The 18,616-nt window shown below is 62.2% G+C and carries 16 protein-coding genes; 13 read left to right on the top strand and 3 right to left on the bottom strand.

Going from position 1 to position 18,616, the window contains the following annotated elements; all coding sequences use genetic code 11:
* Positions 1-51: 51 nt before the first annotated feature.
* Complete coding sequence (gene katG, locus IHQ71_RS16205; RefSeq protein ID WP_258157493.1) at positions 52-2,235, bottom strand: catalase/peroxidase HPI; 2,184 nt, start codon at positions 2,233-2,235, stop codon at positions 52-54.
* 103 nt (positions 2,236-2,338) lie between these two features.
* Between katG and IHQ71_RS16200 the strand changes: the two genes are divergently transcribed.
* The 13 genes from IHQ71_RS16200 to IHQ71_RS16140 all read left to right on the top strand — a co-directional run bounded on the left by IHQ71_RS16200 (position 2,339) and on the right by IHQ71_RS16140 (position 17,421).
* The gene (locus tag IHQ71_RS16200; RefSeq protein WP_258157492.1) at positions 2,339-3,241 is read left to right on the top strand and encodes a hydrogen peroxide-inducible genes activator; all 903 of its coding nucleotides are present in this window, start codon (positions 2,339-2,341) and stop codon (positions 3,239-3,241) included.
* A 70-nt stretch (positions 3,242-3,311) separates the two neighbouring features.
* Positions 3,312-3,557, top strand: coding sequence for a DUF982 domain-containing protein (locus IHQ71_RS16195; protein WP_258157491.1), 246 nt, complete (start codon positions 3,312-3,314; stop codon positions 3,555-3,557).
* A 194-nt stretch (positions 3,558-3,751) separates the two neighbouring features.
* On the top strand, positions 3,752-4,678 hold the full coding sequence (locus IHQ71_RS16190) for a D-alanine--D-alanine ligase (RefSeq protein ID WP_258157490.1): 927 nt from the start codon (positions 3,752-3,754) through the stop codon (positions 4,676-4,678).
* Positions 4,666-5,595, top strand: a complete 930-nt coding sequence (locus tag IHQ71_RS16185; RefSeq protein ID WP_374989863.1) for a cell division protein FtsQ/DivIB — start codon at positions 4,666-4,668, stop codon at positions 5,593-5,595. Before IHQ71_RS16190 ends, IHQ71_RS16185 begins: the two co-directional genes overlap by 13 nt.
* Positions 5,592-6,923, top strand: a complete 1,332-nt coding sequence (gene ftsA / locus IHQ71_RS16180; RefSeq protein ID WP_258157489.1) for a cell division protein FtsA — start codon at positions 5,592-5,594, stop codon at positions 6,921-6,923. The genes IHQ71_RS16185 and ftsA overlap by 4 nt, the downstream gene beginning before the upstream one ends.
* 59 nt (positions 6,924-6,982) lie before the next feature.
* On the top strand, positions 6,983-8,764 hold the full coding sequence (gene ftsZ, locus IHQ71_RS16175) for a cell division protein FtsZ (RefSeq protein ID WP_258157488.1): 1,782 nt from the start codon (positions 6,983-6,985) through the stop codon (positions 8,762-8,764).
* Between the two features lie 262 nt (positions 8,765-9,026).
* Positions 9,027-9,980, top strand: a complete 954-nt coding sequence (lpxC, locus tag IHQ71_RS16170) for a UDP-3-O-acyl-N-acetylglucosamine deacetylase (protein ID WP_258157487.1) — start codon at positions 9,027-9,029, stop codon at positions 9,978-9,980.
* A 218-nt stretch (positions 9,981-10,198) separates the two neighbouring features.
* Positions 10,199-11,047, top strand: a complete 849-nt coding sequence (locus tag IHQ71_RS16165; RefSeq protein ID WP_374990033.1) for an outer membrane protein assembly factor BamD — start codon at positions 10,199-10,201, stop codon at positions 11,045-11,047.
* Between the two features lie 18 nt (positions 11,048-11,065).
* Positions 11,066-12,742, top strand: a complete 1,677-nt coding sequence (recN, locus tag IHQ71_RS16160) for a DNA repair protein RecN (RefSeq protein WP_258157485.1) — start codon at positions 11,066-11,068, stop codon at positions 12,740-12,742.
* 78 nt (positions 12,743-12,820) lie between these two features.
* Positions 12,821-13,039 (top strand): hypothetical protein, encoded by a 219-nt coding sequence (locus IHQ71_RS16155; RefSeq protein ID WP_258157484.1) that lies wholly within the window; start codon positions 12,821-12,823, stop codon positions 13,037-13,039.
* The gene (locus tag IHQ71_RS16150) at positions 13,026-13,370 is read left to right on the top strand and encodes a type II toxin-antitoxin system PemK/MazF family toxin (protein ID WP_258157483.1); all 345 of its coding nucleotides are present in this window, start codon (positions 13,026-13,028) and stop codon (positions 13,368-13,370) included. Before IHQ71_RS16155 ends, IHQ71_RS16150 begins: the two co-directional genes overlap by 14 nt.
* A complete protein-coding gene (gene ligA / locus IHQ71_RS16145; RefSeq protein WP_258157482.1) occupies positions 13,370-15,523 on the top strand; it encodes an NAD-dependent DNA ligase LigA in 2,154 nt (717 codons plus the stop codon). Before IHQ71_RS16150 ends, ligA begins: the two co-directional genes overlap by 1 nt.
* Positions 15,524-15,588: 65 nt before the next feature.
* The gene (locus IHQ71_RS16140) at positions 15,589-17,421 is read left to right on the top strand and encodes an aminopeptidase P family protein (RefSeq protein WP_258157481.1); all 1,833 of its coding nucleotides are present in this window, start codon (positions 15,589-15,591) and stop codon (positions 17,419-17,421) included.
* On the opposite strand, the gene IHQ71_RS16135 is transcribed toward IHQ71_RS16140, so the two are convergent.
* Both IHQ71_RS16135 and IHQ71_RS16130 read right to left on the bottom strand, forming a co-directional pair.
* A complete protein-coding gene (locus IHQ71_RS16135) occupies positions 17,422-17,724 on the bottom strand; it encodes an AzlD domain-containing protein (RefSeq protein ID WP_258157480.1) in 303 nt (100 codons plus the stop codon). It lies immediately after the preceding gene.
* A complete protein-coding gene (locus tag IHQ71_RS16130) occupies positions 17,721-18,434 on the bottom strand; it encodes an AzlC family ABC transporter permease (RefSeq protein ID WP_258157479.1) in 714 nt (237 codons plus the stop codon). Before IHQ71_RS16130 ends, IHQ71_RS16135 begins: the two co-directional genes overlap by 4 nt.
* Positions 18,435-18,616: the final 182 nt, after the last annotated feature.

The raw sequence follows: 18,616 nt of genomic DNA, 5'->3' as shown, positions 1-18,616 counted from the left end.
GCGGCGATCGCTCGCCGCGGGCTTTGCAGTCTTGGGAGAGACTCTTTGTGATCAGGCCAGATCGAAGCGATCCGCGTTCATCACCTTGTTCCACGCTGCCACGAAGTCACGCACGAACTTCTCGCCGGCATCCGACTGGCCGTAGACTTCGGCCAGTGCGCGAAGCTGCGAGTGCGAACCGAAGATCAGGTCGATGCGGGTGCCGGTCCATTTGACTGCGTTCGTCGTGCGGTCACGGCCTTCATAGACGCCTTCCGTGCCGGCAAGGGGTGCCCATGTCGTGTTCATGTCGAGCAGGTTGACGAAGAAGTCGTTGCTGAGCGTACCGGGGCGGGCGGTGAAGACACCATGTTCCGGATCGCCGGCGTTCAGCGCGCGCAGGCCGCCGACGAGCACGGTCATTTCAGGCGCGGTGAGTTGCAGCAACTGGGCGCGATCGACGAGGGCTTCCTCGGCCTTCATGAACTGCGTCTTGCCGCTGTTGACATAGTTGCGGAAAGCATCGGCGCGGGGTTCGAGCGCGGCAAAGGATGCCGCGTCGGTCTGCTCCTGCGAGGCATCCATGCGGCCCGGCGTGAACGGAACGACGACATTCTGCCCGCCAGCCTGTGCTGCCTTTTCGACGCCGGCTGCGCCAGCGAGCACGATCAGGTCGGCCAAGGAGATTTTCTTGCCGTCGCTGTGCGCCGCGTTGAAATCCCGCTGGATGCCTTCGAGAACGCCGAGCACCTTGGAAAGCTGCGCCGGCTGGTTGACTTCCCAATCCTTCTGCGGGGCAAGGCGGATGCGGGCCCCATTGGCGCCACCGCGCTTGTCGGAACCGCGGAACGTCGAGGCCGACGCCCACGCGGTCGAGACGAGTTCCTGCACCGACAGGCCCGATGCGAGCACCTTGGCCTTCAGCTCGGCGATATCCCTGTCATCGACCAGCTTGTGATCGACTGCGGGGATCACGTCCTGCCAGATCAGGTCTTCCGACGGTACTTCCGGGCCGAGATAGCGCACCTTCGGTCCCATGTCGCGATGGGTAAGCTTGAACCAGGCGCGGGCGAAGGCATCGGCGAACTGGTCGGGATTTTCGAGGAACCGGCGCGAGATCTTCTCGTAAGCCGGATCGACGCGCAGCGCCAGGTCGGAGGTCAGCATGGTCGGGCGATGCTTCTTGGACGGGTCATAGGCGTCCGGGATGGAGGCATCGGCGTTCTTGGCGACCCACTGGTTCGCACCACCCGGGCTCTTTGTCAGCTCCCATTCGAAGCCAAACAGGTTTTCGAAGAAGAAGTTGCTCCACTTGGTCGGCGTCTGAGTCCAGGTCACTTCCAGGCCACTGCCGATAGCATCGCGACCGACGCCCGAGTTGAACTTGCTGTTCCAGCCGAGGCCCTGCTGTTCGAGCTCGCCGCCTTCCGGATCGACACCGACGAAGGACGGGTCGCCCGCGCCATGGGTCTTGCCGAAGGTGTGGCCGCCGGCGATCAGTGCCACGGTTTCTTCGTCATTCATCGCCATGCGGGCGAAGGTTTCCCTGATGTCGCGGGCTGAAGCGAGCGCGTCGGGATTGCCGTTCGGGCCTTCCGGATTGACATAGATGAGGCCCATCTGCACGGCGCCCAAAGGTTCTGCCAGTTCCCGTTCGCCGCTATAGCGCTCATCGCCCAGCCAGGTTCCCTCGGGGCCCCAGAAAAGCTCTTCCGGCTCCCAAACGTCGGGGCGGCCGCCGGCGAAACCGAAGGTCTTGAAGCCCATGGATTCGAGCGCGACATTGCCTACCAGGATATAGAGGTCGGCCCAGGAAATCTGGTTGCCGTATTTCTGCTTGATCGGCCAGAGCAGGCGGCGCGCCTTGTCGAGATTGACGTTGTCCGGCCAGCTGTTGAGCGGTGCGAAACGCTGCTGTCCTGCACCGGCGCCGCCGCGGCCGTCAGTGATGCGATAGGTGCCGGCGCTATGCCAGGCCAAGCGGATGAACAGGCCGCCGTAATGCCCGAAGTCTGCCGGCCACCAATCCTGCGAATCGGTCATCAGGGCAGTCAGGTCCTGCTTGACCGCTGCGAGATCGAGCTTGGCGAATTCCTTGGCGTAATCGAACGCCTCGCCCATCGGGTCGGACTTCGAAGAGTGCCCGTGAAGACTGTTGACATCCAGATGGCTCGGCCACCAGTCCCGGTTTTTCCGGATGCTGCCGGCGGTGTGGGCGACGGGACATTTGCCCCCGTTTTCGACTTTAGCGTCCATCGTGATTCTCCCTGATTTGGAATTGTTCTAAGCCCACTCTATCGCTTTCCCAACGATAGTTTCCAATTGCATTTGCTGCAATTTTTGATAAGAAAAACCTATCATGATCACACTCAGACAAATGCGCTATTTCGATGCGCTCGCCAATGCCCGCCATTTCGGCAAGGCGGCGGAAATGGTGTCCGTCAGCCAGCCGGCGCTCTCGGCGCAGATCGCGGAAATGGAGCGACTGCTCGACGTCAAGCTCGTCGAGCGCAACCGTTCAGGCGCTATCCTCACGCGCGAGGGCGAGGACCTGCTGCCGGAGATCCGCGACATTCTCGACCGGACGGGGCGGCTCGAAGCGCGCGCCAAGGCGGGGCAAGGGCCACTCAAGGGCCGGCTCAAGCTGGGCATCATCCCCACGGTCGCGCCCTATCTGGTGCCGGAACTGATCCCCCGGCTGCGCGGCCTCTATCCGGAACTCGGCGTCGAGCTCAAGGAACTGCTGACCTCGGGCTGCCTGGAAGAACTTCGGCAAGGCAAGCTTGATTGCGCCATCGTGGCACTGCCGGCCGGCAACGAGTCGATCGAAAGCGCCTTCCTGTTCGAGGACCGGTTCTTCATCGCCAGCGCCGAGGATGAAAACACCATCCTGATGTCGCCGATGACCGAGGACAACGTCGACGTCGAGCGGTTGCTTCTTCTGGAAGAGGGCCATTGCCTGCGCGACCAGGCGCTCGCCGTGTGCGGCACCTCGGCGGGCCGCCGCGTCGCCAATTACGGCGCGACCTCGATGACGACGCTGCTGCAGATGGTCAGCCATGGCATGGGCATCACGCTCATTCCGGAAATCGCGCTGAGGGACGAATCGTCGCGTAACAGGGTGCGGGTGGTGCCCTTCGCCGAGCCCCAGCCATCGCGCAGGATAGGCCTCGTCTGGCGGACGAGCGCCTCGGGCAAAAGGCGGGATTTCGAAGCGCTGGGCACTGTGATCAAGGATAGCGCGGCAGTGCTGCTGGCTTGAGACGAAGGCGGGCAGACTTCCGTCTCTGCATATGCTACGCGCGTTGCGGATACTGAACCAGGAGGGCCAAATGGAAAATCGCTGGAGCAAGCCGGTCATTCTCGCTCTCGAAGGGCCAGGCAAGTTCACGACCATCTCCAATGCCACCGAGGCGAGTTGGGCATTGATCGAGGACTGGCCGTTGGAAGATGGCGTTGCGCTCGACCGCGCGCTGCTGGTCTGCGCTGCCGTGGCGGAGGGCAAGAAGTCTGCCGAGGAGGCCCGCCGGGCTTTCCTCTTCGCCGCCGCCGAGGCGGGCATCCAGGTGCGCGACTAACGTTCCCGGCAAGCCGGCTACCGTTAACAGGCCGCCGCTCTTCCCTGACCCAAAAATTAACACAGGTAAACGCTTCATTAACCTTAATCGGTTTTAGTGATTTGCGACGGCCGATGTTTGGGCGCGCGACCAGCGAAAGTTCCAAGCAAGGGCCGGTTGCTAATATCCGTGTTTGAGTCTGGGGTCTTTTTGTAATGAGCGCAAAGCACGTTGCGGTATTGATGGGTGGGATTTCCTCCGAGCGGCCGGTGAGCCTGTCCTCGGGTGCCGCCTGTGCCGAGGCGCTCGAAGGCGAGGGCTACCAGGTCACGCGCATCGATGTCGGCCATGACGTGGCGACCGTGCTTTCGGAGTTGAAGCCAGACGTCGCCTTCAATGCGCTTCATGGCCCGTTCGGTGAGGATGGCACGATCCAGGGCATCCTCGAATATCTCGAAATTCCCTATACCCATTCCGGCGTGCTTTCCTCGGCGCTGTCGATGGACAAGGAGCAGGCCAAGCGGGTTGCCAAGTCCCACGGCATGCCGGTGGCCGAAGCCAAGGTGATGAACCGCCACGATTTCACCTCGGCCCACCCCATGAAGCCGCCCTATGTCGTTAAACCGGTGCGCGAAGGGTCAAGCTTTGGCGTCGTCATCGTCAAGGAAGACCAGACGCATCCGCCACAGATGATCACCTCTTCCGAGTGGCGCTACGGCGATATCGTCATGGTCGAACGCTATATCCATGGCCGCGAACTGACCTGCGGCGTGATGGGCGATGTGGCGCTCGGGGTCACCGAAATAGTGCCGCAAGGACACGCCTTCTACGATTATGATTCGAAGTATGTGAATGGTGGCTCAAAACATGTCATTCCCGCGCAAATTTCACCGAAAATTTACCAAAAAGTACAAACACTGGCTTTGAAGGCGCACAAGGCGATGGGTTGCCGCGGGGTCACACGATCCGACTTCCGCTACGACGACCGCTTCTCGGAAGAAGGCGAACTGATCTGGCTGGAAATCAATACCCAGCCCGGCATGACTCCAACCTCCCTGGTGCCCGAAATGGCCCAGCATGCTGGCCATTCCTTTGGTGAGTTTCTTCGTTGGATGGTGGAGGACGCGTCGTGTTTGCGTTGAGGTCCCGTAAATCGCCGGGTAGTCATGCCGAGGCCGATGTGGTTGCCCAGGGTGGCGAGCGCATGGTCCTGCCCAAGCCGATGCGTCGCGCGGTGCGCTTCCTCGGGAGCTTGGCGTCGGGCCGCATCGATATTCCCCGCCATGTCGGCTCCGTTGCAGTGCTTGCTTTCTACGCCGCCACCGCTGGCTATATCTTCGCGCTGACCGGCGAGACACGCGATGTGACCCAGGCGGTCACCTCGGCAGCCGGCTTTGCGATCAACAATGTCAAGGTTTCCGGCAATGCCGAGACCTCGGAAATCGATATCCTCGAGAAGATCGGCCTCGACGGCACGACCTCGCTGATGGCGCTCGACGTGGCCGCCACGCGCGACGCGCTCAAGACTTTGCCCTGGATACTCGATGCCGAAGTCCGCAAGGTTTACCCGGATACGATCGAGATCAAGCTCAAGGAAAAGGTCGCCTTCGGCATCTGGCAGCACGGCCAGGATCTTTCGCTGATAGAACAGAGCGGCAAGGTCATCGCTTCGCTGCGCGACAACAAGTTCGCCCACCTGCCGCTGTTCGTCGGTCGGGATGCCGGCGCCGGCGCGGAAGAGATCATGAAGGATTTCGACCAGTGGCCCGCCGTCAAGACGCGGGTCAAGGCCTTCATGCGGGTTGCTGGACGTCGTTGGGATCTCAAGCTCGACAATGGCGTCATCATCAAATTGCCTGAGCACGGCATGGAGCGCGCCATGGTCGAGCTCGCCGAATTCAACAAGGATCAGCAAGTGCTGGAACGGGATATTCTCGCCATCGACTTCCGGCTTGAGGATCGCACCACGGTGCAGTTGACGGAGGATGCCAGTGCCCGCCGCAAGAAGGCGGTCGAGGCGCGCGCCAAGGAATTCAAGAAGATGAAGGAGGCGATATGAATATCTTCGGCTCCTCCAATGGGTCCACGCCGCGCCTGAAGCCGCTTCCCTCGAAGCGGTCGCATGTCGTTTCCGTGCTCGATATCGGCTCGACCAAGGTTGTCTGCATGATCGCCCGCCTGACGCCGCGCGAGGCATCGGAGGTTCTTCCGGGCCGTACGCACAAGGTTGAGATCATCGGCATCGGCCACCAGAAGTCGCGCGGCATCAAATCAGGCGTCATTTCCGACCTCGACGCGCTCGAAGGCGTGATCCGCCACGCGGTCGATACCGCCGAACGCCAGGCCAACCTCACCGTGGACAGCCTGATCGTCAACGTCTCGGCTGGCCGTCTGCACAGCGACATCTACACCGCCTCGATCGATCTCGGCGGCCAGGAAGTCGACCAGGACGATGTCAACAAGGTGCTGGTCGCCGCCTGCCAGCAATCGCTGCGCAACGACCGCGCCGTACTGCATTCGCTGCCGACCGGATTCTCGCTCGATGGCGAGCGCGGCATCGGCGATCCGGTCTCGATGTTCGGCGATACGCTGGGCGTCGACATGCATGTGCTGACCGCCGAACGCATGGCGATCAAGAATATCGAACTCTGCGTCAACCGGGCCCACCTTTCGGTCGAGGGCATGGTGGCGACGCCTTATGCCTCGGGTCTCGCGGCCCTTGTGGATGACGAATTGGAACTCGGCTGCGCTGCCATCGACATGGGCGGCGGCACGACGACGATCTCGGTCTTTGCCGAGGGCAAGCTGGTTCACGCCGATGCGATCGGACTCGGCGGCCATCACGTCACCACCGACCTCGCTCGCGGCCTCTCGACCCGGATCGAGGAAGCCGAGCGGATCAAGGTCATGCATGCTTCGGCGCTGTCGAACGGCGGAGACGACCGCGAACTGGTTTCGGTCCCGCCGATCAGCGAGGACGACCACGAGCAGCCGACGCAGGTTCCGCGTGGACTGATTGGCAAGATCGTGCGCGCCCGCGTCGAGGAGACGCTGGAAATGATCCGCGACCGCATCCGTGGCTCGGGCTTCTCGCCGATCGTCGGCAAGCGTGTCGTTCTCACGGGCGGTGCGAGCCAGTTGACCGGTCTGCCGGACCTCGCGCGCCAGATTCTCGCCCGCAACGTCCGCATCGGACGGCCGATGGGCGTCAAGGGCCTTCCGCCTGCGGCGAAGGGTCCGGCATTCTCGACCGCGGTCGGGCTGCTGATCTATCCGCAGTTTGCAGATCTCGAAATCCACGCCGAGGAGAAGGGCGTTCTGTCCAATCTCGGCGGGGGCAATGGCAGGATCGCCCGCGTCAGCCAGTGGCTCAAGAGCAGTTTCTAACAAATTCAGGAATGACGGCCGGTATGGCAACCGGCTCGACTAAAAGAAGGACGGACAACATGACCATCAAATTGAACAAGCCGGACATCACCGAGCTTAAGCCGCGCATCACGGTGTTCGGCGTCGGCGGCGGCGGCGGCAACGCCGTCAACAACATGATCACGGCCGGTTTGCAGGGCGTGGACTTCGTCGTTGCCAATACGGACGCCCAGGCGCTCGCCATGACCAAGGCCGACCGCGTCATCCAGATGGGTGTGCAGGTCACCGAAGGCCTCGGTGCCGGTTCGCAGCCGGAAGTCGGCCGTGCGGCGGCCGAAGAGTGCCTCGATGAGATTATCGATCACCTCAACGGCACCCATATGTGCTTCGTTACCGCCGGCATGGGCGGCGGCACTGGCACGGGCGCTGCTCCGATCGTCGCGCAGGCTGCCCGATCCAAAGGCATCCTCACGGTTGGCGTCGTCACCAAACCGTTCCAGTTCGAAGGCCAGCGCCGCATGCGGCTCGCCGACCAGGGCATCACCGATTTGCAGAAGTCGGTCGATACGCTGATCGTGATCCCGAACCAGAACCTCTTCCGCATCGCCAACGACAAGACCACCTTCGCCGATGCCTTTGCCATGGCCGACCAGGTGCTCTATTCGGGCGTTGCCTGCATCACGGATCTCATGGTGAAGGAAGGTCTTATCAACCTCGACTTCGCCGACGTCCGCTCGATCATGCGGGAAATGGGCCGCGCGATGATGGGCACCGGTGAGTCCTCCGGCGAAGGCCGCGCACTGGCCGCAGCGGAAGCTGCGATCGCCAACCCGCTGCTCGACGAGACCTCGATGAAGGGCGCCCAGGGCCTCCTGATCTCGATCACCGGCGGCCGCGACATGACCCTCTTCGAAGTCGACGAGGCTGCGACCCGTATCCGCGAAGAAGTCGATCCCGACGCCAACATCATCCTCGGCGCAACGTTCGACGAAGCATTGGAAGGCATTATCCGCGTTTCTGTTGTCGCGACCGGTATCGATCGCACAATGGGAGCGGGTGATCAGCGCCCTTTTGAAGTAAAGCCGATCTCGCGGCCGGTTGTCCGCCCGCAGGTCAGCCAGGCTCCGATTTCGGCTCCCGTCATGCAGGCCCAGGCTCAGCCGGTCCCCGCGCCGCAGCCGATGACCTACGCGGCCGATCCGGTGGCCGAAACGATCCGTGCCGCCGAGATGGACATGGAGCTTGAGATCGCGATCGCCAATCCGCTGATGAACGAACTGGCCGCTGCCCCGCAGGACGACTTCCGTCCGGCGAGCAAGCTGTTCGCGATGCCGGCCGAGGAAGTCGCGAAACAAGCACCGGTCGCCAACCGCGTCGTTGCCCAGCCGGAAACGCAGATGCAGTATCGCGAGCCGTCGGTCGCGCATCAGCCGGCTGCCATGCAGTATCACCAGGACGTCCATTCCGAGCCTTCGCTGATGGCGTCGGTTCGCATGGAAGCCGATCAGATGCGCATGCCCAAGGTCGAGGACTTTCCGCCCGTCCTGAAGGCCGAGATCGAGCACCGCGCAGGCGTGGCATCCACCGCACATGCCGAAGAGCGTGGTCCTATGGGCCTGCTCAAGCGCCTGACCTCGTCGCTCGGCCGCAGGGAAGAAGAAGCACCGGCTCCGTCCGACATGACGGCCGCGGCACCCAACGCCGCTTCCCAGCAGCGCCGGGCGCTGTCGCCGGAGGCGAGCCTTTACGCACCGCGTCGCGGCAATCTCGACGACCAGGGCCGCCAGGTCCCGGCCCAGCCGCGTGCCCAGGAAACCGAGGAGTTCGACATCCCGGCCTTCCTGCGCCGCCAGTCGAACTAAAGGCTGGAACAGTTAAAAATAGAGGAGGGGCCCGGACTTGAAATCCGGGCCCTTCATGCATTCGGTGATGGCCGCCTGCGGAACGTTACAATTGGAAAGAAACATTGATTTGGTTTGCCGGTGCCGCGACTATATTTTCACGATGGGTCCATTTGGGGGATTGGAAACCCGTCTGAAAATCGCAGTTTCTGCAGCATGTCACATGATTGTTCGGATGGATCCGGGCGGTGGTTTGAACGGGCCACATCAAAAGCGGGGTAATATGTCTTTAGGTCTTTTGGGTTTTGAAACAACATTTGAAAACCCGTTCACGATTCGCGGTATCGGCGTCCATTCGGGAGCCGAGGTCACCGCAATCTTCAATCCGGCGGAAGCCGGCACAGGCATTATTTTCCAGCGCATTGGCCAGCATGACGAAGTGACGGAGCTCAAGGCCGTTTCCGCTTCCGTCGGTTCGACCGATCTCTGCACGGTTCTCGGCTTTTCCCCGGCGCACTCGGTCGCGACGGTCGAGCATGTGATGGCCGCGTTCTACGCACTCGGCATCGACAATGCGATCGTCGAGATCGACGGCGCCGAAATGCCTGTCATGGACGGCAGCTCCGCCACATTCATCGAGGCGATGGAACAGGCCGGCATCCGCCCGCTTGGCGTCAAGCGACGCTACATCCGCGTCAAAAAGCCTGTCCGTATCGACCATGGCGCATCCTGGGCGGAATTCCAGCCCTATGACGGCACGCGATTCGAGGTCGAAATCGATTTCGAGAGCCCGCTCATCGGCCGGCAGGTCTGGAAGGGTGATCTCAACTCCGTATCCTTCAAGAACGAGCTGGCCCGCGCCCGCACCTTCGGCTTCATGCGAGATGTCGAGCGTCTCTGGGCCATGGGCCTTGCGCTCGGTTCGTCGCTCGAAAATTCCGTGGTGATCGGCGACGACAACCGCGTCATCAATATGGAAGGCCTGCGCTGGTCCGACGAATTCGTACGCCACAAGACGCTTGATGCCGTAGGCGACCTGGCCCTTGCCGGTGCGCCGTTCCTCGGTCTTTACCGGTCCTATCGTGGCGGCCACAAGGTCAATGCCATGGCGCTCAAGGCGCTGCTTTCCGACCGTTCGGCCTATGAGATCGTCGAGTCGGCCGGCGCACGCCATCGGGTCGCGGTGCCGGAACTGATCGCGATCTCGCAACCGGAATATGCGCCCTGGACGGCTTGATCCGCTGCGAGTCCAGCATTTAGTCCTCACGGCCGGCATTTTTCTTGTTGGCCGTGTCCCCGGCGCATCGGTTCTGCCACAAATTTGCATGATTTGAAGGCCATGACGTTGCGGTTCCGAGCGTTTTATGGCTATTAGCCGCTTAATCTGACGGTCGGGATTTGCTTTGTGGCCACCGATTGAGTGACCCGGTTGGGGAAATGCAGGACATATCGATGATGAAACTTTCCGCACGCACCGTGCTTCTGTCGCTCGTGTTTGGCACGAGCGCCGTGATGGTCGCGGGCTGCTCGAACGATCCGGACCTCGACATCACCAAGCTGTCCACGCAGACCGAGCCGGCCGACAAGCTCTATACCGAGGGTCTTGCCAATCTCAATGCCGGCAAGATTTCCGAAGCGCAGCGGAAGTTCGAAGCCGTCGATCGCCAGCATCCCTTCTCGGAATATTCGCGCCGTGCCCTTGTGATGAGCACCTTCATCAAGTACCGCCAGGGCGACAATGAAGGCGCGATCCAGTCCGGCGACCGCTACATGAAGCTCTATCCGCAGACCAAGGATGCGGCCTATGTGCAGTATCTGATCGGTCTGAGCTACGCCAAGCAGATCCCCGTCGTGACGCAGGACCAGCGCGCATCGGCCCGCACGATCGAGGCCATGATGAAGGTGGTCAACGAATACCCGACATCGGAATATGTCGATGACGCGCAGACGAAGATCCGCATGGCGCGCGACAATCTCGCCGGCAAGGAAATGCAGATCGGCCGCTACTACCAGGAGCGGAAGGAATACCTTGCAGCCATCTCTCGCTATCGGACCGTTGTCGAGCAGTTCGGCAACACCAACCAAGTGGAAGAAGCGCTGGCCCGTCTCGTCGAGACCTATTATTCGCTCGGTCTGGTGGATGAGGCACAGACGGCTGCTGCCGTGCTGGGTCACAACTATCCGGACAGCGCCTGGTACAAGGACAGCTTCGCGCTTCTTCAATCCAAGGGCCTTGCGCCGCAGGAAAACCAGGGTTCGTGGATTTCCCGCGCCGGCAAGAAGCTCATTCTCGGCGAGTCCTGATCGGGGCGCTCACTCTCAATGCTGATACAGCTATCGATCCGCGATATCGTCCTGATCGATCGGCTTGATCTTGCCTTCGAGCCGGGCCTGTCCGTCCTGACCGGCGAGACCGGCGCCGGCAAATCGATCCTGCTTGATTCGCTGTCGCTCGCCCTCGGGGGCAGGGGCGATGGCGGCTTGGTGCGCCACGGCGAGGACAAGGGCCAGGTGACCGCGGTCTTCGATGTCGCGCTTGCGCACCCGTTGCGTGGACTTCTCCAGGAGAACGCCATCGATGAGGATGGCGAAAACATCATCTTCCGCCGCGTGCAATCGGCCGATGGCCGCACCCGCGCCTATGTCAACGACCAGCCGGTCAGTGCGCAGCTTCTGCGCCAGGCGGGCTCGCTGCTGGTCGAGATCCACGGCCAGCACGACGACCGGGCGCTGGTCGATACCGAAGCACATCGGACGCTGCTCGACGCATTCGCCGGACTGATTGAAGAAGCGACCGCCGTCGGCACTCATTTCCGCACTTGGAAGGATGCCGGCCGCGAAGCGCGGACACATCGCGCCAAGGTCGAGGCGGCGCAGCGCGAGGCCGACTACATTCGCTCGTCGGTCGATGAATTGGAAAAGCTCTCGCCCGTCGATGGCGAGGAGGATGAACTCGCCGACAATCGTTCGCGGATGATGAAATCCGAGCGGATCGCCGGTGACATCTCCGAAGCGTCCGAATATCTCAACGGTAATGCCTCGCCGGTGCCGCATCTCGCCTCGCTGGTGCGCCGGCTCGAACGCAAGGCGGCCGAGGCGCCCGGCCTGCTCGAGGAAACGGTGGAGGCGCTGGACGAAGCGCTCAACTACCTCTCCGAGGCGCAGAACCAGGTCGAGGCAGCACTTCGCCGGACCGAATTCGATCCGAGGGAACTGGAGCGCGTCGAAGAGCGGCTGTTTGCTCTGCGCGCCGCTTCCCGCAAATATGCCGTACCGGTCACCGGCCTGCCTGCGCTCGCCGCGAAAATGATTGCCGATTTGGCCGACCTCGACCATGGCGAGGAACGGCTCAAGCAACTCGATGCACGCGAGAAGGAAGCAGAAGCGATCTATTTCGCCGCCGCTCGCAACCTCTCCGCCAAGCGCCAAAATGCCGGCAAGGCGCTCTCCGAGGCTGTGATGGCGGAACTCCCCGCGTTGAAGCTAGATCGCGCGCGCTTCATGGCGGAGATCGAGGCCGACGAGGAATCCGCCGGCGCATGGGGCATCGACCGCGTCGAATTCCACGTGCAGACTAATCCGGGCACACGCCCCGGCCCGATCACCAAGGTGGCGTCCGGCGGCGAACTGTCCCGTTTCCTGCTCGCGCTCAAGGTCGCGCTCGCCGATCGCGGCTCGGCGCCGACGCTCGTCTTCGATGAAATCGATACCGGTGTCGGCGGCGCCGTGGCGGATGCGATCGGCCAGCGGCTGAAGCGACTTTCTTCACGAGTCCAGGTCCTGTCGGTGACGCATGCGCCGCAGGTCGCGGCCCGTGCGGATACCCATCTCCTGATCTCCAAGGGCGTCACCGGCGAGGAAAGCGGCCGGGTTTCGACCCGTGTCGCCACCATGGACGACGACGCCCGCCAGGAAGAAATCGCCCGCATGCTGGCCGGCGCCTCGATCACCGCCGAAGCGCGCGCTGCTGCCGGAAAACTGCTCAAGGGTGAGGGATAACTTTCGCCTTGACCAATCCGCACTGCGAATTATTATACGTATAATAATACGTATAAAGTGACAGACATGCATAAGAAGATGACGATCACTCTGGACGAGCAAGTGTATGACGGGCTCTATCGCGTGGTTGGCCCTCGGCGAATGAGTCAGTTCATCGAGGATCTGGTTCGACCCCATGTGCTCGACGTCTCCCTCGATGAGGGCTACAAGGCCATGGCCGAGGATCGGGAGCGGGAGTCTGAAGCGGCGGAATGGTGCAACGCGCTTGCCGGAGACATGCGCGATGAAACGCGGTGAGGTCTGGTGGGTCGAATTCGATCCGTCCGTCGGCAGCGAAATCCGCAAGACCCGGCCCGCCGTTATCATCAGCAACGACGCCGCCAACAGAAACCTGGCCCGCGTCGTCGTCGTTCCCTTGACCAGCAACACAACGCGGCTCTATCCGGGCGAGGCTGCCGTCACGATCGACGGCAAGCCCAGCAAAGCCGTTGCTGACCAGATCATGGCCGCCGACAAGTCGCGGCTCAAAAACCAAGTTGCAACATTGGGGAAGGCTGACATGGACGCAGTCGAAGACGCGATCATGGTCCACCTGGGCTTGTTCGCCCGAAATCGTGAGGCCAAGTGATGACGACGTCCGAAAAGCCAGTCACCGAACTCAGCGTCGAGGAAGCGGGAGTCGAACTCGATGTCCTCGCCAAGGAACTTGCCCGGCACGATGCGCTCTATCATGGCAAGGACGCGCCCGAGATTTCCGACGCCGATTATGACGCGTTGAAGCGCCGCAACGAGGCGCTGGAACAGGCGTTCCCCGATCTCGTGCGTGCCGACAGCATCTCGAAGCGGGTGGGTGCCGCGCCGGCTGCAGGGTTCAAGCTGGTCACCCATGCACGGCCGATGCTGTCGCTCGACAACGCCTTTTCGGATACCGATGTCCAGGATTTCGTGAGCTCGGTGTACCGTTTCCTCGGTGTGCTTCCCGACAATTCCATTGCCTTCACCGCTGAGCCGAAGATCGACGGCCTGTCCATGTCGCTCCGCTACGAGGGCGGCAAGCTGGTGACGGCCGCCACGCGCGGTGATGGCACCGTCGGCGAGAACGTCACAGCCAATATCCGCACCATCAAGGAAATCCCCGAGGTGCTTCCCGCCGGCGTGCCCGATGTCGTCGAAGTGCGTGGCGAGGTCTACATGGCCAAGAGCGATTTCCAGGCGCTGAACGCCCAAATGGAGGCCGAGGGCAAGCAGACCTATGTTAACCCGCGCAACACGGCGGCCGGGTCGCTCCGCCAGCTCGATCCGAAGCAGACGGCGGCCCGCAAGCTCCGCTTCTTCGCCTATGCCTGGGGCGAGGTGTCGGACATGCCGGCCGATACCCAGTCCGGCATGGTGGAAAAGTTTTGCGAATGGGGCTTTCCCGTCAACCCGCTGACGAAGCGGCTGTCGTCGGTCGAGGAGATCATCGGACATTACAACGAGATCGGCCTCAAGCGCGCCGCGCTCGACTACGATATCGATGGTGTGGTCTACAAGGTCGACCGGCTCGATCTGCAGGGCCGTCTCGGCTTCCGCTCGCGGTCCCCACGCTGGGCGACGGCGCATAAGTTCCCGGCCGAACAGGCAACGACGACATTGACGGCCATTGACATTCAAGTGGGCCGGACAGGCGCGCTCACTCCTGTTGCCCGGCTGGTGCCGATTACCGTCGGCGGCGTGGTGGTGACCAACGCCACGATGCACAACGAGGATTACATCAAGGGCATCGGCAATTCCGGCGAGCCTTTGCGTGAGGGCCGGGATATCCGGATCGGCGACACCGTCATCGTCCAGCGAGCAGGGGACGTCATCCCGCAGATCGTCGATGTCGTGCTCGACGAGCGTCCGAAAGATGCTGTGCCTTACGCGTTTCCCAAAACCTGCCCGGTCTGCGGCAGCCATGCGGTGCGGGAGCGCAACGAAAAGACCGGCAAGCTCGATTCGGTGACGCGCTGCACCGGCGGCTTCGTCTGCCAGGCGCAGGCGATCGAGCACCTCAAGCATTTCGTCAGCCGTGACGCCTATGATATCGAGGGGCTGGGCTCCAAGCAGGTCGAGTTCTTCTTCGCGAGCGAGGATCCGGCGCTGACGGTCCGCACTGCCCCTGAAATCTTCACGCTCGAGGAGCGTCAGCGCAGTGCCCTGAACAAGCTCGAAAACATCGATGGCTTCGGCAAGACGAGCGTCGGCAAGCTCTTCGCCGCGATCAACGACCGCCGCGAAGTCTCGCTCAACCGCTTCATCTATGCACTCGGCATCCGCCATATCGGCGAGACCAACGCCAAGCTGCTGGCCCGCGCCTATGGTACGTATGAAGCGTTCGAAGCCGGCGTGAAGGACGCCGCCGAACCCGGCAGCGAGGCCTGGAACGAACTCAATGCCATCGAAGGCATCGGCGAGATCGTCGCGCGCGCGCTGGTCGAGTTCTTCAAGGAGCCGCGCAATCTCGGCGTGATCGCGCAACTGCTGAGGCAAGTGACGCCACAAGCCGTCGAGGCGCCCACCACATCCGGCAGCCCGGTCGCCGGCAAGACGGTCGTCTTCACCGGCTCGCTCGAAAAATTCACCCGCGACGAGGCGAAGGCGCGCGCCGAAAGCTTGGGCGCCAAGGTGGCCGGATCGGTGTCGAAGAAGACGGACTATGTGGTGGCCGGGCCGGGTGCGGGTTCCAAGCTCGACAAGGCAACGGAACTCGGCGTGACCGTGATGACCGAGGACGAGTGGCTGGCGTTGATCGGGGGATAGTGCTTTCGACCTTCGCCGGCATCCGTTAAGGTGCAGCCCGAATCCAAGATGCCCGGAGTGCCCCCATGTACCAGTCCTTCGAAACCACTGCCGAGCCACAATTCGGCGGCGAGCGTGTCGCGAAACTGCGCGGAAAAATGACTGATCTTGGGATCGACGGGTTTCTTGTGCCGCGTGCCGATGAATATCAGGGCGAATATGTGCCGGCATCGGCCGAACGCATGTCCTGGCTCACCGGCTTCACCGGGTCGGCGGGCGTCGTGCTTGTCATGGCCGACCAGGTAATCGTTTTCGTCGATGGGCGCTATACGACCCAACTGAAGGAACAGGTCGACGGCAATGTCTTCGTCGGTGGCGATCTGATCGGCGAGCCGCCGCCCAAGTGGCTTGCGGCGCATGCGTCGGATGGCTTCCGGCTCGGCATCGATCCGTGGCTGCATACCAGCGCGGAGGTTGCGAAGCTGCAGAAAGCGCTGGCCCCGAAAAACGGAAGTGTCGTCTTCCTCGCATCCAATCCGCTCGACGAAATCTGGGCCGATCGCCCCGCCGAGCCGATGGGCAAGGTCACGATCCAGTACGATGCCCAGGCAGGCGTGCTGGCGACCGAGAAGATCAAGACCATCGCGGAAGGCCTGCCCGCTGTGGGGGCCACATCGGTGGTGCTCACCGACCCGTCCTCGGTCGCGTGGGCGTTCAATGTTCGCGGCGCCGACGTGCCGCACACGCCGCATCCACTGGCGCGCGCGATCATCCATGCCGACGGGCGTGCAGAAATCTTCCTCGACGAGAAGAAGACCGGCATCGAACAGCGTGCCTATCTCGGGCAGATGGCCGAGCAGGTGGCGCCGTCGGACTTTATCAACCGGCTGAAGATCGCGGCATCGGATGGCGGTGCGATCCTGCTCGATCCGGATCTGGCACCTTACGTGCTTTCAGGTCTCATAGAGGAGGCTGGGGGCAAGGTTATCTCCGGCGACGATCCGGTGAAGATCCCGCGCGCCACCAAGAACCGGACCGAACTGGAAGGTTCCACCAAGGCGCATCTGCAGGATGGCGCTGCGATGGTCGAATATCTCCATTGGCTCGATAGCCAGGAGCCGGGCACGGTCACCGAGATCGACGCGGTCAAGGCTCTGGAAGCTGCGCGTATCCGTGTTGGCGAGCGCATGCAGAACCCGCTTAAGGATGTGTCGTTCGACACGATCTCGGGGGCGGGCGAGAACGCCGCCATCATCCATTATCGTGTGACGACGACGACCAATCGGCGTTTCAAGCCGGGCGAGATGTTCCTGGTCGACTCAGGCGGTCAATACATCAACGGCACGACCGATATCACCCGCACGGTGGCGTTCGGCGAAGTGCCGGACGAGCAGAAGCGCTTCTTCACCCTGGTGCTCAAGGGCATGATCGCGATTTCGCTCGCGCGCTTTCCCAAGGGCACGCGTGGCGTCGATCTCGATCCGCTCGCCCGTATCGCGCTGTGGAAATCGGGCGCCGATTACGGCCACGGCACCGGCCATGGTGTTGGCTCCTACCTCTCGGTGCATGAGGGGCCGCAGCGCATATCCCGCGCCGCCATGCAGGAACTGCTGCCGGGAATGATCCTCTCCAACGAGCCGGGCTACTATCGCCCCGGCAGCTTCGGCATCCGCATCGAGAACCTCGTCTATGTCGAGGAAGCCGAGATGATCGAAGGTGGCGACCGGCCGATGCTCGGCTTCGAGACGCTGACCTACTGCCCGATCGACCGGCGGCTGATCCTCACCGCCTTCCTCAATGATGAGGAACTGCGCTGGCTCAACGACTACCACGCCGAAACGCGAGACAAATTGCTGCCGCTGATTGAGGATGCCGAGGTCAGGACCTGGCTTAAGAGGGCTACGGCGCCGCTGGCGTGATCACATCACGAAATGCCTGAACGCCACAACGAAAGCCCAGGCGCAGCCGAGCATGACGAGCGAGGGTGCGCGCAGGCCGATCAGCAGTGCCACGATCATGGTCAGTGTGACGTCGATGCCGCCATAAACGAATGACGGTGCCACCAGTGCCGCCAGCACCGCTGCGGGCACGGCATTGAGCGCAGCCTCCATGCGCGGCGGTATCGTGTCCATCGATTTGATCAGCACGTAGCCAGCGGTGCGCGTCGCATAGGTGGCGAGCGCTGCCGCGAGAATGGTGAGCGTGAAGGTGATATCCATCATGCGGCCTCCGGGCTGGGCAACGGTTCCGGAGCGGGGCCAAGCGGCAGGCCAGCGGCCACCACGATGCCGGCGAGCGCGCCGATCGAGACATGCCAGGGCGAACCGACGAAATGCCAGGCCGCGGTCGATGCGACCGCACTTGCAATCACCGTCGGCAGCCATTTGTCCTTGGCGCGGAAGCCAAGCACCAGGCCGAGGAAATAGACGGTGAGCAGCACGTCGAGACCGAGCGCCCGGGGATCGCCGACCAGTTTGCCGAAGACCGCGCCCAGAATACAGGTGATCTGCCAGACGGCGTAGAAGGTCAGGCCGAAGGCCAGGTACCAGGTCATGGTCAGCGTCTTGCCGCTCTCCGAGCGCTTGACGCTTTCGGCAAATTGCGGATCAACGAGCAGGAAGAAGGCGAGGGCCTTCTGACCGAACGAGAAATGATCGATGTGCTTGGTGATGGCCGCCGAATAGAGGATATGGCGGAAATTGACGGCAAAGATCGAGGCCACGACCAGCCACGGCGCGACGTTGTGCTTGAACAGTTCGAGCCCGACAAGCTGGCTTGCGCCGGCATAGATCGTCATGTTCATCATCACGATCTCGGCCAGTGACAGGCCCATATTGGCCGACACCGCGCCTAGCAACACGCCAAAGGGCAGGGAAGACAACAGCGTTGGCACGGCCGCGCGCATGCCGGCCCAGATTTCTTCGCGGTTCATCGGGAGTTCCTGGATTTTCCGGGAACGTAGCAAAAACCGCCGATCACACAACCGCGTTTTTTTGAATGAGTGATCAATTACGCTGATAGATCAACTTGGAGACGTTAAGGTAAATTTTCGATTAAGAAGCGAGGGCCTCCGATCGATGATAAATCATCCGCAGATTGCATAATGCGATGTCT

Source organism: Rhizobium sp. TH2 (genome assembly GCF_024707525.1).
Classification (GTDB): Bacteria; Pseudomonadota; Alphaproteobacteria; order Rhizobiales; family Rhizobiaceae; genus Rhizobium_E.
The sequence above is the reverse complement of the archived record's forward strand: the minus strand, read 5'-3'. Positions and strand labels throughout refer to the sequence as shown.

What these genes read in the sequence shown, in the direction of transcription:
- katG (WP_258157493.1), bottom strand. Translation starts at nt 2,235, where the DNA reads ATGGACGCTAAAGTCGAAAACGGGGGCAAATGTCCCGTCGCCCACACC.
- IHQ71_RS16200 (WP_258157492.1), top strand. Translation starts at nt 2,339, where the DNA reads ATGATCACACTCAGACAAATGCGCTATTTCGATGCGCTCGCCAATGCC.
- IHQ71_RS16195 (WP_258157491.1), top strand. Translation starts at nt 3,312, where the DNA reads ATGGAAAATCGCTGGAGCAAGCCGGTCATTCTCGCTCTCGAAGGGCCA.
- IHQ71_RS16190 (WP_258157490.1), top strand. Translation starts at nt 3,752, where the DNA reads ATGAGCGCAAAGCACGTTGCGGTATTGATGGGTGGGATTTCCTCCGAG.
- ftsA (WP_258157489.1), top strand. Translation starts at nt 5,592, where the DNA reads ATGAATATCTTCGGCTCCTCCAATGGGTCCACGCCGCGCCTGAAGCCG.
- ftsZ (WP_258157488.1), top strand. Translation starts at nt 6,983, where the DNA reads ATGACCATCAAATTGAACAAGCCGGACATCACCGAGCTTAAGCCGCGC.
- lpxC (WP_258157487.1), top strand. Translation starts at nt 9,027, where the DNA reads ATGTCTTTAGGTCTTTTGGGTTTTGAAACAACATTTGAAAACCCGTTC.
- IHQ71_RS16165 (WP_374990033.1), top strand. Translation starts at nt 10,199, where the DNA reads ATGAAACTTTCCGCACGCACCGTGCTTCTGTCGCTCGTGTTTGGCACG.
- recN (WP_258157485.1), top strand. Translation starts at nt 11,066, where the DNA reads ATGCTGATACAGCTATCGATCCGCGATATCGTCCTGATCGATCGGCTT.
- IHQ71_RS16155 (WP_258157484.1), top strand. Translation starts at nt 12,821, where the DNA reads ATGACGATCACTCTGGACGAGCAAGTGTATGACGGGCTCTATCGCGTG.
- IHQ71_RS16150 (WP_258157483.1), top strand. Translation starts at nt 13,026, where the DNA reads ATGAAACGCGGTGAGGTCTGGTGGGTCGAATTCGATCCGTCCGTCGGC.
- ligA (WP_258157482.1), top strand. Translation starts at nt 13,370, where the DNA reads ATGACGACGTCCGAAAAGCCAGTCACCGAACTCAGCGTCGAGGAAGCG.
- IHQ71_RS16140 (WP_258157481.1), top strand. Translation starts at nt 15,589, where the DNA reads ATGTACCAGTCCTTCGAAACCACTGCCGAGCCACAATTCGGCGGCGAG.
- IHQ71_RS16135 (WP_258157480.1), bottom strand. Translation starts at nt 17,724, where the DNA reads ATGATGGATATCACCTTCACGCTCACCATTCTCGCGGCAGCGCTCGCC.
- IHQ71_RS16130 (WP_258157479.1), bottom strand. Translation starts at nt 18,434, where the DNA reads ATGAACCGCGAAGAAATCTGGGCCGGCATGCGCGCGGCCGTGCCAACG.